The sequence below is a fragment of the Glycomyces lechevalierae genome (genome assembly GCF_027622945.1).
Classification (GTDB): Bacteria; Actinomycetota; Actinomycetes; order Mycobacteriales; family Micromonosporaceae; genus Glycomyces; species Glycomyces rutgersensis.
Map to the genome: position 1 here is coordinate 63,107 of NZ_JAPZVQ010000013.1, position 14,685 is coordinate 77,791.

Below are 14,685 nucleotides of genomic sequence, written 5' to 3' on the forward strand. Positions count from 1 at the left end.
CCTTCTGCGTGATGGTGTTGGTTGCGGTCGCCGCTACCGGCGGAGGTGGTCGAGCGCGGCGTCGACGAACGCGCGGTGGTTCTGGAAGGCGACGCCGTGTCCTGAATCGGGGAATATCCGCACTGTCGCGGTCGGCAGCTGACTGGCGAGGGCGCCCGCGTTCGCGGGCGGGACCATGCGGTCGCTGTCGCCGTGGATGACGAGCACCGGGCCGGGGAATCGCGAGAGGTCAGCGGAAGCCTGCCGGCCCCACCGGCGCACCGCGGCAAGCTGCGCCCGGAAATCCTTCGGCGTGACCGCCTTGTCACGTCCGGCCTTGCGCTCCTTCAACCGAGCGAGGTACTGGCGTGCGGCGTCCCTGCCGACCGGTGTGCGGGTGAAGAACAACAGCGCTTTCGGGTCGTTGAGCGTGACCAGGGCACGCAGTGTCGACCTGATGATCAACCCGGTCATGTCCACCAGGCCCGGGCCGCCCGCGGGCCCGGAGCCCACCAGGATGAGCCGATCGACCAGGCCCGGCGCTTGGGTCGCGACGGCCTGCGCGACCATGCCCCCCATCGACAGGCCGAGCAGGTCGACCCGGTCGTGGCCGAGCCCTCTGATGACGGCAACCATGTCGGCGGCCATCTCCTCCATCGAGGCGCGCACCTGCCCGGTGGAGTCGCCGACACCGCGGTAGTCCACGGCGATCACGCGTCGGTCCCGGGCGAGACCGTCCACGACGCGCGGATCCCAGTTGTCGAGGTTCGCTCCCAGGTGCGTCAGGACGACCAGCGGCACGCCGGTGCGGGGTCCGAGCTCTCGATAGGCGAACGCGGCGCCTGCCGCCGTGATCGTTCGCGTCGGGGCGTCCCGATAGCCCTGTGCTGTGTCCAGCTTCGACATGTGCTTCTCCTCGTCTCGCTACATCGACTATACATGAGCACACTCAGATATGAACACACTCAGAAAAATAATCCAGGGAGGGCGCCATGGAGGGAAGATGAGCGCCTGTCGGCCGCCGAGAACGCGCTAAGCAGCGCAAACACGAGTGCATCCTGGCCGCGGCACGGGAGCTCTTCGCGCAATACAGCGTGAGTGGAGTCACGCGCGGCAGATCGCCGGCAAAGCGGACATCGCGATCGGGACGCTGCTCCGGTACGCCGCGAACAAGGCGGAGCTGCTGATCATGGCGCAGAACCAGAGGTTCGCGGACGCGCCGACGATGCCGCGACGCCGGCTCACCGGCGACACGATCCCCCTTGAGGGGCATGGCCGCTGGAGGAAGGCACATGCGTTGATCATCAGGTTCCTGTGCGCGCCTTCGCGGTTGACGCGCGTCGGACCGGAGGTGCTATGGTTAGTTGGTCAACTAATGAACCTCTTAACCGACGAACCCATTCGCACTAGACCGAAGGAGGCGAGATGTTCGATGACGGCACACCGATCTATCGGCAGATCGCCGATCAGATCAAGGCCGAGATCATGAACGGCTCGCTCGAACCGGGAGGCAAGGTCATGTCGACCAACCAGTACGCCGCCTTCTACCAGATCAACCCCGCTACCGCGCAGAAGGCGTTCCGCGAGCTGGTCGACGAAGGCGTCCTCTACAAGCAGCGCGGGGTCGGCATGTTCGTCGCCGACGACGCCCGCGAGCGGCTCGCCGCGGATTTCCGCGAGCGGTTCTTCGAGCGCGTGCTCGCCCCGCTCGTGGTGGAGGCACGCCAGGCCGGGATCTCCCTCGGCGACATCATCGACTACCTCGAAGCCAGGCACGGCGACGCTCGCGGAGCCGTGAAAAGTGAAGAGAAAGGCGCCCGACAATGAGCTTCTCCGCCACCCTCCGCGACGTCACCCTGAAGTACCGTGACGGCGACGCCCTCTCCGATGTGAACCTCGAACTCGAAGCCGACAAGATCTACGGCCTGCTCGGGCGCAACGGCGCAGGCAAGACCAGCCTCCTGAGCCTGCTCGCCGCCTTCCGCAAGCCCACCAGCGGTGAGGTCCTCATCGACGGTCAACCGGTGTGGGAGAACGCCGCGATCGTCTCGCGCGTCGCCCTCATCCGGGAAGGCGGCGACTTCGACGACTCGGACACCGTGAAGGCCGCCATCGAGACCGGCCAGATCCGGCCCGGCTTCGACACCGCCTACGCGCTCAAGCTCGCCGAGCGGTTCGAGCTGCCGCTCAAGAAGAAGGTCCGCGAGCTCTCCCGCGGCAAGCGCTCCGTGCTCGCCGCGGTCTGCGGCCTGGCCGCGCGCGCCGAGCTCACCATGTTCGACGAGGTGCACCTCGGGATGGACGCCCCCACCCGCGACGCGTTCTACAAGGAACTCCTGGCCGAGTACATGGAGCGCCCCCACACCGTCATCCTCTCCACCCACCTCATCGACGAGGTCGCCAACTACCTCGAAGAGGTCGTGATCGTCGACAGGGGACGCATCCTCCGCCACGAGGAGCTGGAGGTCCTCCAGGACATGGGCGCGACCCTCACCGGCCCGGCCGCCGCCGTGGACGAGGCCGCCGCCGGGCTCGAGATCCTGGCCGAGCAGCAGCTCGGCGGGACGAAGAGCGTCACCGTCGCGGCGTTCGCGCCCGGCACCCGCGAGCGCGCCGCGTCCGCCGGACTCGAGATAGGACCCGTCGGCCTCCAGGACCTGTTCATCCACCTCACCGATCCGAGCCGGAACGGAGCCCGACGATGACCGCCCTCCAGAACCTCACCCTGCCCAACCGCCGCTACTCGCTGGGCCTCGGCATCGCCGGAGCCGCCCTCAAGTACTTCAAGTACTGGATCCTCGCAGCCGTCGCCCTCGCCTTCCTCGGCCCGCTCGCGCTCTCCCTGTCCACCGAGATCGACCTCGCCACCTGGTTCTACACCGGGAACATCGCCAAGTGGTTCACCGCGTTCGTCGCAGGCGGCTTCCTCTACGCCCTGGTGCCCAACATGATCGCCGCCGGGATGACCCGTCGCGAACTCAGCGTCGCCATGGGCGTCTTCGGTCTCCTGTGGTCGGCCGCGCTCGGCGCGCTCGTGTTCGCCGGTCTCCTCGCCGAGCACGCCTACTACGGCGCCATGGGCTGGAGCCAGGGCGTCAAAGGGGACGACGCCGTCACCGTGCTGGGCTCCTGGGGCGACACGGCCGCGTTCGCCGCCGTCTTCCCGCTCCTGTACCTCGCCTACTTCGCCGCCGGGGCCGTCATCGGCGCCGCCGCCTACCGCTGGCAGAACACCGGCTGGCTCCTGCTGTTCCCGATCCTCACGATCGTCTTCAGCCTCGACAACGCGGTCTACGACACCGAGCCCTTCGGCCCCGCGTGGGCCGGCGTCCTCGGCCGGTTCATGGACGACTGGGGGCGCGGCCTCGTCCTCGCCGGGACCGCCGTCGTCGCCGCCGGGCTCGCGATCGCCGCCCGCCGCATCCTCATCGACATCCCGCTGCGCAGCAAGAAGGCCTGACCATGAACGCCGCCATCGCGAACCGCCGCTTCCGCTTCGGCCGCCGCCTCTTCACCGGGACCGTCACCTGGCTGAGCCTGTGGCTCATCGGCGGCCTCGTCCTGGCCCCCGTGGTCTCGACGGTGCTCGCCCAGGTCTTCGAGATCGGACTGTGGACGATCATCGCCACCGTGTTCCAGTGGTCCGCCGCCGGCATCGCCGGGACCATGCTCTACACGAAGCTCCCGGTGTGGATCTCGCGCGGCTGCACCCGCCGCGAGATCACCGCCGCCTACGCCGTGTTCGGGGCGCTCACCACGGTCGGCCTCGCGGCCTACCTGACCGCCGGGTTCGTCCTCGAGCACGCCGCGATGTCGATCGCCGGCGAACCGCCGACCGGCCTCGGCGAAGCCGTCGGCGCCGGCGTCCGGTACCTCGCCATCACGCCGATCTACTTCTTCACCGGCACCCTCATCGCGGCCCTCGCCACCCGATTCAACGGCGACAACCGGTTCTCCGCCGCGGTCCTCTTCGGCACGGGCGCGCTCTACGCAGCCACCCTCTACCTCGAATTCAACGACGCGTGGTTCGACGCCGGGTGGTCCACGGCCACCTCGGCCGCCGCCGCGCTCGCCCTCACCGCCGCACTGGTCGCCGCGTGCACCGCCGCGCTCCGGTCCGTCCCGATCCCAGCAAAGCAGGCTTGACCAATGACCATCCTTCTTGCACAACGCAAATACCACCTCGCCGCCAGACTCACCAAGACCACCGCCAAGACCTTCGGTCTCGCGTTCGTCGCCCTCTTCCTCATCGTCGCCGTGGCAGAAGAGATCGTGACCGTCGTGAACGGCTTCGCCTGGGAGATTTCTTGGGCACTGCTCTCCTGGGGGATTCCGATCACGATGGTCGCGAGCGCCTGGACGCACCTGTCCCGCTCATATCCGGCGGCCATCACGAACGGGATGACGCGCAAGGAGACCCTGAACGGGTTCGCGCTGTTCGGTGCGGTGACCGTCCTGGTCGGCGCGGTGTTCACCCACGCGGCCGTCGTCCTCCTCGATTTCGGCCCGTTCACCGAGACGGTCTATCCGATCGGCTTCTACGGCTTGAGCCTCCTTGAATCAGTCGTCCGCCCCGCCCTTTACTTCGGGGTCGGCGCCGCCGCGGCCGCCATGATGCACCGGATGCCGAGCAGAGCACTCGGAGCGGTGCTGAGCGGGTTGCTGGTGGTCGCGACCGTCTACCGGGTGCAAGTGATCGGTCCTGTTCTGGACGCGCTCGGACCGCAGTCGAGTTCCATCAGCGAGATGCCGGACCGCTCCGAGATCGTCCTCAGAACGAGCACGTTCGGATGGATCGACGTCGCTCTCGCCGCCATACTCGTGCTCCTCACCGTGACGCTCCTCGCCAAAGCCCCGATGCGACCGAAGGAGATCTGACCATGACCACCGTTCTCACCCAACGCAAGTACCGAGTCGCCGCGCAACTGGCGACCAAGACCGCACGCACCGTCGGCCTCGCGGCCGTCGCGGCGTTCGCCCTGCTGCTCGCGGCCTCGGCGGTGTACCGGTCCGTGACCGGCCAGTACGAGGAGTACGCCTACTACGCCCTCATGGCGGTCCCGCTCGTGATGATCGGCCTCGCCTGGGTCCAGGTCTTCCGGACCTACCCCCGCGCCCTCGCCAACGGCGTCACCCGCAAGGAGACGCTGACCGCCCTCGCGCTCTTCGGCGCCGCCGCCGTGCTGGCCGCCGCCCTGGCGACCCAGCTCGGGCTCGTGGTCATCGGGTTCTTCTCGACCTTCGAAGGCGTCGAGCACCACCGGGGCTTCTACGGCCGCACGCTGACCGAGTCCATCGTCCGGCCGGCGGTCTACTTCGCTTGCGGCGCCACGGCCGCCGCCGCGATGCTCCGGTTCGGCAACCGCGCGGTCGGCGCCGTGGTCGCCGGGCTCGCGATCGGCCTCGTCCTCTACCGCCAGCCGGTCGTGCAGTTCGTCTACACCGAGTACGCCAGGGCCGCCGGCACCTCCTCCACGGCCGAGTTGGGGTCGATGCTCCTCTCGGTCGACCTCGCGCTCGCGGTCCTCTTCTCCATCACCGCGTGGCTCCTGCTGCTCCGCGCGCCCATACGGAACAAGAAGGCCTGAACCATGGGAATCCTGAGCGTCGACGCTCATGCTGACCGCTGAACGGGCCGCCGCCGCCCACCCGGCCGGAAGGCCGGCCGGGTGGGCGGCCCCGACCCGCACCACACCGGCCGCCGACCCCTCACGCGGAACGCCCGACGGGTGGGACACTGGTGGACGGCCAGTACACGCATCGGAAGGTCAGCACATTGTCGATCCAGCCCATCCGCATCTTCGGCGACCCGGTCCTGCGCACCGCGGCCGAGGACGTCGACACCTTCGACAAGGAACTGCGGGGCCTCGTGAAGGACCTGCTCGACACCATGCGCGACGAAGGCGGCGCCGGGCTCGCCGCGCCCCAGCTCGGCGTCAGCAAGCGCGTGTTCTCCTTCGACGTCGACGACGTCATCGGCCACATCGTCAACCCCGTGCTCGAATTCCCCGACGAAGAGGAGCAGGACGGCCCCGAAGGCTGCCTCTCCCTCCCCGGCCTCTACTTCGACACCATCCGCCGCCAGAACGTCGTCGCCAAGGGCTTCAACGAATACGGCGACCCGCTGCAGATCGTGGGCACCGGCCTCATGGCCCGCTGCCTCCAGCACGAGACCGACCACCTCGACGGCATCATCTTCATCGACCGCCTCGACGCCGAGCGCCGCAAGGCCGCGATGGCCGAGATTCAGTCCCAGGACTGGTACAACGGAGACGTCAAAGTCAAAGTCACCCCCCACGACTCCAAGGGTGTGTTCTTCAAACGATGAGGATCGTCTTCGCCGGGACTCCGGAGGTCGCGCTGCCGACCCTCGAAGCCCTCCACGCGTCCGACCATGAACTCGCGGCCGTCCTGACCCGCCCCGACGCGCGCACCGGCCGCGGCCGCAAGGTCTCCCGCTCGCCCGTCGCCGCCTGGGCCGACGAGCACGGCGTCGAAGTGCTCACCCCCGCGAAACCGCGCGAACCCGAATTCCTCGAGCGCCTACGCGAACTCGACGCCGACATCGTGCCCGTCGTCGCCTACGGCGCCCTCGTGCCCCCGGCCGCGCTCGAGATCCCGCGCCTCGGCTGGATCAACCTCCACTTCTCGCTCCTGCCCGCGTGGCGCGGCGCCGCCCCCGTGCAGCACGCCGTCCTCAACGGCGACGCGATGACCGGCGCGTGCGTCTTCCAACTCGAAGAAGGCCTCGACACCGGCCCCGTCTACGGCCGCCTCACCGAGCCCATCGAGCCCGCGGACACCTCCGGCGACCTCCTCGGCCGCCTCGCCGTCGCCGGCGCCCGCCTCACCGTCGACGTCGTCAACGCCCTCGAGGCCGGCACGATCTACGGCGAACCGCAGCCCGAGGACGGCGTCTCCTACGCCCCCAAGATCACCGTCGACGACGCCCGCGTCCGCTGGACCGACCCCGCCTTCGCCGTCGACCGCCGCATCCGCGCCGTCACCCCCGCGCCCGGCGCCTGGACCGAGTTCGAAGGCCAGCGCCTGCGCCTCGGCCCCGTCCGCCCCGACCCCGAGGGCCCGCGCCTCGCCCCCGGCGAGATCGCCCTCGCCAAGCACCACGTCCACGTCGGCACCGCCACCGACCCGGTCCTCCTCGACCAGGTCCAGCCCGCCGGGAAGAAGCCCATGGACGCCGCCGCATGGGGCCGCGGCCTCCAGACCGAGAGCCCGGTGTTCGCATGAGCGACAAGAAGAAACGACGCAGTCCCCGCGTGAGCGGCGAGGAGAGCGACCGCCCGAAGGTCAACCCGCGCCGCGTCGCGTTCGACGCGGTCAGCGCCGTCACCGCCGACAACGCGTACGCCAACCTCGTGCTGCCGCGGATGCTCGCGGAGACCGACAACTCCGGCCGGGACGCCGCGCTCGCCACCGAGCTCACCTATGGCACGCTCCGCAGCCTCGGCACCCTCGAGGCGATCCTCGCGGCCGCCTCCGGGCGGGACGTGCGCCAGCTGCAGCAGGACCTCGTGGACGCCCTCTGCCTGGGCGCCTATCAGTTGCTGTACATGCGCGTGCCCCCGCACGCGGCCGTCGCGACCACCGTCAGCCTCGTCAAGGCCGCCGTGTCGCCGCGCGTCTCCGGGCTGGCGAACGCCGTGCTGCGCAAGGTCGCCGCGAAGGACCTCGAGGAGTGGACGACCGAGCTCGCGACGGGCGACCGCCTCCACGACCTTTCCTTGCGGTACGCGCATCCGCAGTGGATCTCGGCCGAGTTCGAGGCGGTGGTCGGTCCGGACGAGCTGCCGCCGGCGCTGGCGGCGGACAATGTGGCGCCGCCGGTGCACTTGTGCGCCAAGCCGGGTCGGATCACCAAGGGCGACCTGTCGCGTGAGACGCGCGGCGGTGTGCACGGCCAGTGGTCGCCGTATGCGGTGTACCTGCCGAGCGGTGATCCGGGCCGGGTCAAGGCGGTGGCGACCGGGCTGGCGCACGTCCAGGACGAGGGCAGTCAGTTGGTCGCGGTGCAGCTCGCGGAGGCCCCGCTCGAGGGCTCTGATGAGTCCTGGGTCGACCTGTGCGCCGGTCCCGGCGGCAAGACGGGTCTGCTCGGTGCCATTGCGGCGCAGCGGGAAGCGCGGATCGATGCGGTCGAGATCCAGTCGCACCGCGCCGAGCTGGTGTCGAAGGCGGCGCGCGGTCTGCCCGTCACCGTCCACACCGGGGACGGCCGCACGTTCGGTGAGGCGGGTTCGGCGGACCGGGTGCTCGTGGACGCCCCGTGCTCGGGTCTGGGCGCGCTGCGCCGTCGCCCTGAGGCGCGGTGGCGCAAGCAGCGCAGCGACATCGACGACCTGGTGCCTTTGCAGCGGGAGCTGCTCGCGTCGGGTCTGCGGTTGGCGCGGCCGGGCGGGATCGTCGCGTACGTGACCTGCTCGCCGGTGATCGCGGAGACCGAGGAGGTCGTGGGGTCGGTGCTGAAGGCCGGGGGAGCGGAGCTCGTGCGTCCCGAGTGGCTCACGAAGCGGGTGCCGGGTTCGGAGCGCGGCGATTTCGCGCAGTTGTGGCCGCACCGCCATGGCACGGACGCGATGTTCCTTGCGCTGCTTCGCAAGACCGGCAACCGGTAACACTCCAGTTGTAGGGCCTCCTGCCGCGTCACGGTGCGAACCGGTCGCGGCGGGGGGCCTGGTTTTTTCGGGTGGGGTAGCGAAACCAGACGAACTGGAAGCGCTACCATTCATAGATAGGGGTAAATATTTCCCCGGGTTACCGGCACAACTGACCCAAGGAGCACCAGATGAACCGACGAAAGCGCCTCGCGGCGATCGTCGCGGGGATGGCGACCGCGGTCGCGACCGCGCTCAGCGCGGGCTTCCTCCTCAGCCCCAACGCGGGCGCGCAGGAGGACGTCTCGGCGCAGGCCCAGGCACTATGGACGAACCCGAACACCGGCGCGGCCCGCTGGGTCAGCCAGAACCCGAACGACTCACGCACGGCCGTGATCCGCGATCGGATCGCCGAGACCCCGGCGGGCACCTGGTTCACCCAGTACAACCCGACCGGCGGGATCGCCGCCCAGGTCGCCGCCGTGGTCGACGGTGCTGCCGCCTCCGGCGCGGCCCCGACCATGGTCGTCTACGGCATTCCCAACCGCGACTGCGGCGGCGCCTCCGGCGGCGGCGCTCCGAACCACGACGCGTACCGCGGCTGGATCGACGCCATCGCGAACGAGATCGACGGGCCCGCGTACATCGTGATCGAGCCTGACGTGATCGCGCACGACTGCTACGGCTCCACCGAACGCGCCCAGATCAACGCCTCGCTCGCGTATGCGGCGCAGAAGCTCAACGCCGCCGACCCGGCGGCGAAGGTCTACATCGACGCCGGCAACTCGGCCTGGCTGAAGCCGGACGAGGCCGCCCGGCGGCTCCAGGCCGCGGGCCTGCAGTACGCGGACGGCTTCTCGCTCAACGTCTCCAACTACCGCACCACCGACGAGACCACCGCCTACGCCCAGCAGGTGCGCGGCATCGTGGGCACCGGCAAGGGCGTCGTCATCGACACCAGCCGCAACGGCAACGGGCCGCTGAACCCGCCCAACCCCAACGACTGGTGCGACCCTCCCGGGCGCGCGATCGGCAAGTTCCCGACCACCGCCACGGGCGTCGCGGGCATCGACGCGTACCTGTGGGTCAAGCTCCCCGGTGAGGCCGACGGCTGCGCGGGCGCGGCCGGCCAGTTCATCCCCGACCTCGCCTACCAGCTCGCCAACAACGCCGGCAGCGGCTGGCCCGGCCAGGTCGAGCCGACCGACCCGGCGACCACCCCGACCGGCGGCCCCACCGGCAACCCCACCACCGGCGGCCCCGCCGGATGCACCGTCCACATCGATCCCGTCAGCACCTGGAACGGCGGCTGGCAGGGCAAGGTCTCGATGACCTCCGCCCAGGCCGTCAACGGCTGGACCGTCAAGTGGACCTGGCCCTCGGGCCAAGCGGTCACGAGCAGTTGGAACACCACGCTGACCTCGTCCGGGGCCAACGTGACCGCCAAGGACGTGGGCTGGAACGCCTCGGTCTCGGCCGGCCAGACGAAGGAGCTGTTCGGCTTCGTCGCCTCGGGTTCGCCCGCCGACATGGACGTCCCCTGCTGACCTGAGACCGCGACCGGCACCTCGGGCCCGGTGTGGAGACCACATCGGGCCCAGGTGTCCGGCCTGCGTCGCCGTTCCGCGACCTACACTGTCCGTGTGGCACAGTTCCGAACGGCCCAGGCCGACACCGTCATCGCTCCGAGTCTCCTGGCGGCGGACTTCGCCCGCCTCGCCGAGGCGGCCGCCGCGGTCGAGGGCCACGTCGATTGGCTCCACGTGGACGTCATGGACAACCACTTCGTCCCCAACCTCACGCTCGGCCCGCCCGTCGTGAAGTCCCTGAAGGCCGCCACGGACATCCCGCTCGACTGCCACCTCATGATCGAGGACCCGGAGCGCTGGGCCACCGGCTACGCCGAGCTCGGCGCCTACAACGTCACCTTCCACGCCGAGGCCGCCGATGACCCCGTCAAGCTCGCCAAGGACCTGCGCGCCGCGGGCGCCAAGGCCGGCCTCGCGATCGACCGCGACACGCCCGTCGAGGACTACCTCGACATCCTGCCGTCCTTCGACATGCTCCTCATCATGACGATCAAGGCCGGGTTCGGCGGCCAGCAGTTCATGCCCGGGCTGCTCGACAAGGTCCGCACCGCCCGCGCCCACGCCGACAGCGGCCACCTGGAGCTGCGCATCGAGGTCGACGGCGGCATCGCCGACGACACCATCGCCGCCGCCGCGGAGGCCGGAGCGGACGCGTTCGTCGCCGGCACCGCGGTCTACGGCGCGGCCGACCCCGCCGACGCGGCCCGGCGCCTGCGCGCCCGCGCCGACGCGGCGCGATCATCCGGATGACGCGCCCATGCCCGCCGCCACCCCCGAACTGGTCCTCATCGCCGACAACGACCCCGAGATCGCCGAGTTCCTCGCGGCCCGGCTGAGGGCCGACGGCTTCGACACCGCGCTCGCCCGCGACGGCTACCAGGCCCTCGCCGGGATCGCGCTGCGCCGCCCCGGCATCGTCCTGCTCGAGGCCGACCTGCCGTTCATCGACGGCCTGGCCCTCACCCGCCAGCTCCGCGCCGACCCGGCCACCGCGAGCCTGCCGATCATCCTCCTGGGCGCCCAGCCCTCCTCGGCCGACAAGATCGCCGGGCTCAAGGCCGGCGCGGACGACTACATCGCCAAGCCCTTCGACCCCGCCGAGGTCTCCGCCCGCATCGACTCCGCGATCCGCCGCCACCGCGAGGTCCGCGAGTCCTCCCCGCTCACCGGCATGCCCGGCAACGACCGGATCCTCCGCGAACTCCAGTCCTGGATCAAACGCGGCGACCCGTTCGCGCTGTGCTACATCGACATCGACCAGTTCAAAGCGGTCAACGACGTGTACGGGTTCGTGCGCGGCGACGAGTTCATCCGCGCCCTCGCCGAATGCGTCTACGCCGCCGCCGGGGACGCTGGGGCCGCCCCGGTCTTCCTCGGCCACGTGGGCGGCGACGACTTCACCATCCTGTGCCTGCCCGACCACGCCGAGGCCGTCACCGGCTTCCTCAACGACCACTTCGCGCGCCGCGTCCGCCAACTCTGCGAGCCCCGCGACGTCGAGCGCGGCTACATCGAGCACGCCGACCGCACCTCCCGCCGCCTCACCCGCTCGCGCCTGCCCACCCTCTCCACCGGGGTGGCCCTCTCCACCGTGCGCCGCTTCGCCGACGCCTACGAGGCCGTCGCCGAGGCCACCACCCTCAAGAGCGTCGCCAAGTCCCACCCGGGCAACTACGTGGCCTTCCCCGAGGGCCGCGCCCCCGGCCGCACCAACCGCCGTCCCGTCTTCTGGACGAACGAACGCTGAAACGCCACCGCCGCCAGTCGGGTGCGTCACAGTGAGGATCACGGCGGAATATCCCCGTGGCACAATTCCTTGTAGCAAACACGCGCGTCAGCGGGGTCGGTGCAATTCCGAGCCGGCGGTGAGCAGCCAAGGCTGCGAGTCCGCGACCCGTCCGCATCCAGCGGACGGTTGACCTGGTGAGAATCCAGGACCGACGGTCAAAGTCCGGATGGGAGCAGACGCAACGTAGGAGGCCACTGGTGGCCCCTGCGAGCCTTTCTCTTGCCCCCGCCTGCGTACCGAAGATCGAGTCGCAAGGTAGGGAGTTCCAACCGTGTTCACCGGAATCGTCGAAGAACTCGGCGAAGTCGTCAAGGCCAGTGAAGCGTTCCTGGCCGTCCGCGGGCCCGTCGTCACCTCTGACGCCGCCCTCGGCGACTCCATCAGCGTCAACGGGGTCTGCCTCACCGTCGTGAGCGTCGAAGGCGATGTCTTCACCGCCGACGTCATGGAGGAGACCTACCGCCGCTCGGTCATCGGGAAGCTCCAGGTCGGCGACCCCGTCAACCTCGAGCGCGCCGCCACCCTCACCACCCGCCTCGGCGGTCACCTCGTGCAGGGCCACGTCGACGGCGTCGCCGAGATCGTCAAGCGCACGCCCGCAGCCGAATGGGAGGAAGTCACCTTCCGCCTGCCCCCGGGCCTCGCGAAGTACGTGGTCGAGAAGGGCTCGATCACCATCGACGGCACCTCCCTGACCGTCGCCTGGATCGAGGGCGACGAGTTCTCCGTCGGCCTCATCCCCACCACGCTCGAAGCGACCACCCTGGGCCGCAAGCAGGTCGGCGACCCGGTCCACATCGAGACCGACGTCGTCGCCAAGCACGTCGAAAAACTCCTCCAAGCTGCCGGGAGCCTGTCATGAACGAGATCCACGTGGACGACATCGCCATGAACACTGTCGTCATGAACACCGTCGACGAGGCCATCGCCGCGATCAAGGCCGGCCGGCCCGTCATCGTCGCGGACGACGAGGGACGCGAGAACGAGGGCGACATCATCTTCGCCGCCGAGGACGCCACCCCCGAACTCGTCGCCTTCACCGTGCGCCACACCGGCGGCTACCTGTGCGTCCCGATGCTCGGCGACCGCGCCGACCTCCTGCAGCTCCCGCCGCAGGCCGCCGAGAACCAGGACCCGCGCGGCACCGCCTACACGGTCACCGTCGACGCCCGCCGCGGCATCGCCACCGGCATCTCCGCCGCCGACCGCGCCCACACCATCAACGTGCTCGCGAACCCGGGCACCGTGGCCGGCGACCTCAGCCGCCCCGGCCACGTCGTGCCCCTGCGCGCCAAGGAAGGCGGCGTGCTCGTCCGCACCGGCCACACCGAGGCCGCGGTCGACCTCGCCCGCCTCGCCGGCAAGGAGCCCGTGGGCGTCCTCAGCGAGATGATGAACGACGACGGCACCATGATGCGCCTGCCCGAGCTCCGCGAGTTCGCCGACGAGCACGACCTGGTGCTCATCACCGTCGCCCAGCTCGTCGAGTGGCGCCAGCGCAACGAGGTCCACGTCAAGCGCCTCGCCGAGGCCCGCCTCCCGCTCGAGTCCGGCCAGTTCACCGCCGTCGGCTACCGCGCCGTCTTCGACGGCAACGAACACGTCGCACTCGTCAAGGGCGACATCGGGAACGGCGAGGACGTGCTCGTGCGCGTCCACTCCGAATGCCTGACCGGGGACGCCTTCGGCTCCCTGCGCTGCGACTGCGGCCCCCAACTGCAGGCCGCGCTTCGCGCCGTCGAGGCCGAGGGCCGCGGGGTCGTGCTGTACATGCGCGGCCACGAGGGCCGCGGCATCGGCCTGGTCCACAAGCTCCAGGCCTACCAGCTCCAGGACCAGGGCCGCGACACCGTGGACGCGAACCTCGAACTCGGACTGCCCGCCGACGCCCGCGACTGGGCCGTGGGCGCGCAGATCCTCGCCGACCTCGGCATCAAGTCGATGCGGCTGCTGACCAACAACCCGGACAAGCGCGCCGGGATCGAAGGCCACGGCCTCGAGGTCATCGACCGGGTCGCCCTGCCGACCTACGCGACGCCCGACAACCTCGCCTACCTGACCACCAAGCGCGACCGCATGGGCCACCTGCTGGCCGACCTGCCCTCGCCCGTCCTCGTGAAAACTGCGCTCACAAGAGAGGCTGCCTAACATGGCCGGACACGGAGCACCCGCGATCAACGTCCCCGACGCCTCCGGGCTCACGCTCGGGATCGTCGCCACGGACTGGAACACCGAGATCGTGGGCCAGCTGCTCAAGCGCTCGCTCGAGGCCGCCGCCGACGCGAAGGTCGCCGACGTCAAGGTCCTGCACGTGGCCGGGGCCGTCGAGCTGCCGATCGCCGCGCAGGCCCTCGCCCGCCGGTACGACGCCGTGGTCGCCCTCGGCACCGTCATCCGCGGCGGCACCGCGCACTTCGACTACGTGTGCAAGTCCGTCACCGAGGGGCTGACCCGGGTCGCGCTCGACGAGTCGACCCCCGTCGCCCACGGTGTGCTCACCGTCGACAACCAGGAGCAGGCCCTCGCCCGCGCCGGCTATCCCGACTCCACTGAGGACAAGGGATACGAGGCGGTCATCGCCGCCCTCGGTGCGGCGCTGGCGATCCGCTCGCTCGACTGACCACCGCTGAACGCGCGCGGGCCCGGCCGATCCGGCCGGGCCCGCGCGCGGAGGGGGCGGGGGGGGGTGACGGGGGGGTGAACCCCCACTGGCGCC

Annotated in this window: 17 protein-coding genes and 1 riboswitch; of the genes, 15 read left to right on the forward strand and 2 right to left on the reverse strand. The window is 70.3% G+C overall.

Annotation, left to right across the window (positions count from 1 at the left end):
• Nucleotides 1–33 precede the first annotated feature (33 nt).
• Nucleotides 34–885 (reverse strand): alpha/beta fold hydrolase, encoded by an 852-nt coding sequence (locus O2L01_RS18855; RefSeq protein WP_270123562.1) that lies wholly within the window; start codon nucleotides 883–885, stop codon nucleotides 34–36.
• 198 nt (nucleotides 886–1,083) lie between these two features.
• Nucleotides 1,084–1,224 (reverse strand): hypothetical protein, encoded by a 141-nt coding sequence (locus O2L01_RS18860; protein ID WP_270123563.1) that lies wholly within the window; start codon nucleotides 1,222–1,224, stop codon nucleotides 1,084–1,086.
• A gap of 180 nt (nucleotides 1,225–1,404) precedes the next feature.
• Between O2L01_RS18860 and O2L01_RS18865 the strand changes: the two genes are divergently transcribed.
• From O2L01_RS18865 to ribH, 15 genes are all read left to right on the forward strand, one after another.
• The gene (locus O2L01_RS18865; protein WP_270123564.1) at nucleotides 1,405–1,806 is read left to right on the forward strand and encodes a GntR family transcriptional regulator; all 402 of its coding nucleotides are present in this window, start codon (nucleotides 1,405–1,407) and stop codon (nucleotides 1,804–1,806) included.
• Nucleotides 1,803–2,684 (forward strand): ATP-binding cassette domain-containing protein, encoded by an 882-nt coding sequence (locus O2L01_RS18870; RefSeq protein WP_270123565.1) that lies wholly within the window; start codon nucleotides 1,803–1,805, stop codon nucleotides 2,682–2,684. Before O2L01_RS18865 ends, O2L01_RS18870 begins: the two co-directional genes overlap by 4 nt.
• The gene (locus O2L01_RS18875) at nucleotides 2,681–3,439 is read left to right on the forward strand and encodes a hypothetical protein (RefSeq protein ID WP_270123566.1); all 759 of its coding nucleotides are present in this window, start codon (nucleotides 2,681–2,683) and stop codon (nucleotides 3,437–3,439) included. Before O2L01_RS18870 ends, O2L01_RS18875 begins: the two co-directional genes overlap by 4 nt.
• Before the next feature lie 2 nt (nucleotides 3,440–3,441).
• Nucleotides 3,442–4,125 (forward strand): hypothetical protein, encoded by a 684-nt coding sequence (locus O2L01_RS18880; RefSeq protein ID WP_270123567.1) that lies wholly within the window; start codon nucleotides 3,442–3,444, stop codon nucleotides 4,123–4,125.
• 3 nt (nucleotides 4,126–4,128) lie between these two features.
• The gene (locus O2L01_RS18885) at nucleotides 4,129–4,857 is read left to right on the forward strand and encodes a hypothetical protein (RefSeq protein ID WP_270123568.1); all 729 of its coding nucleotides are present in this window, start codon (nucleotides 4,129–4,131) and stop codon (nucleotides 4,855–4,857) included.
• Nucleotides 4,858–4,859: 2 nt separating this feature from the next.
• Nucleotides 4,860–5,567 (forward strand): hypothetical protein, encoded by a 708-nt coding sequence (locus O2L01_RS18890; protein WP_270123569.1) that lies wholly within the window; start codon nucleotides 4,860–4,862, stop codon nucleotides 5,565–5,567.
• A gap of 188 nt (nucleotides 5,568–5,755) precedes the next feature.
• Nucleotides 5,756–6,307, forward strand: a complete 552-nt coding sequence (def, locus tag O2L01_RS18895; RefSeq protein WP_270123570.1) for a peptide deformylase — start codon at nucleotides 5,756–5,758, stop codon at nucleotides 6,305–6,307.
• Nucleotides 6,304–7,227, forward strand: coding sequence for a methionyl-tRNA formyltransferase (gene fmt / locus O2L01_RS18900; RefSeq protein WP_270123571.1), 924 nt, complete (start codon nucleotides 6,304–6,306; stop codon nucleotides 7,225–7,227). The genes def and fmt overlap by 4 nt, the downstream gene beginning before the upstream one ends.
• On the forward strand, nucleotides 7,185–8,612 hold the full coding sequence (locus O2L01_RS18905; protein WP_374727620.1) for an RsmB/NOP family class I SAM-dependent RNA methyltransferase: 1,428 nt from the start codon (nucleotides 7,185–7,187) through the stop codon (nucleotides 8,610–8,612). Before fmt ends, O2L01_RS18905 begins: the two co-directional genes overlap by 43 nt.
• 170 nt (nucleotides 8,613–8,782) lie before the next feature.
• Entirely contained in the window at nucleotides 8,783–10,138 is a 1,356-nt protein-coding gene (locus O2L01_RS18910) for a glycoside hydrolase family 6 protein (protein WP_270123573.1), read from the forward strand.
• A 96-nt stretch (nucleotides 10,139–10,234) separates the two neighbouring features.
• Entirely contained in the window at nucleotides 10,235–10,930 is a 696-nt protein-coding gene (rpe, locus tag O2L01_RS18915; protein WP_270123574.1) for a ribulose-phosphate 3-epimerase, read from the forward strand.
• 7 nt (nucleotides 10,931–10,937) lie between these two features.
• Nucleotides 10,938–11,927, forward strand: a complete 990-nt coding sequence (locus O2L01_RS18920; RefSeq protein WP_270123575.1) for a GGDEF domain-containing response regulator — start codon at nucleotides 10,938–10,940, stop codon at nucleotides 11,925–11,927.
• Nucleotides 11,928–12,009: 82 nt separating this feature from the next.
• Nucleotides 12,010–12,151: riboswitch (FMN riboswitch) on the forward strand.
• 89 nt (nucleotides 12,152–12,240) lie between these two features.
• Nucleotides 12,241–12,831, forward strand: a complete 591-nt coding sequence (locus tag O2L01_RS18925; protein WP_270123576.1) for a riboflavin synthase — start codon at nucleotides 12,241–12,243, stop codon at nucleotides 12,829–12,831.
• Nucleotides 12,828–14,117: a bifunctional 3,4-dihydroxy-2-butanone-4-phosphate synthase/GTP cyclohydrolase II gene (locus O2L01_RS18930; RefSeq protein ID WP_270123577.1), complete on the forward strand. Its 1,290-nt coding sequence runs from the start codon at nucleotides 12,828–12,830 to the stop codon at nucleotides 14,115–14,117. The genes O2L01_RS18925 and O2L01_RS18930 overlap by 4 nt, the downstream gene beginning before the upstream one ends.
• A gap of 1 nt (nucleotide 14,118) precedes the next feature.
• A complete protein-coding gene (ribH, locus tag O2L01_RS18935) occupies nucleotides 14,119–14,589 on the forward strand; it encodes a 6,7-dimethyl-8-ribityllumazine synthase (RefSeq protein ID WP_270123578.1) in 471 nt (156 codons plus the stop codon).
• The last annotated feature ends 96 nt before the right edge of the window (nucleotides 14,590–14,685 follow it).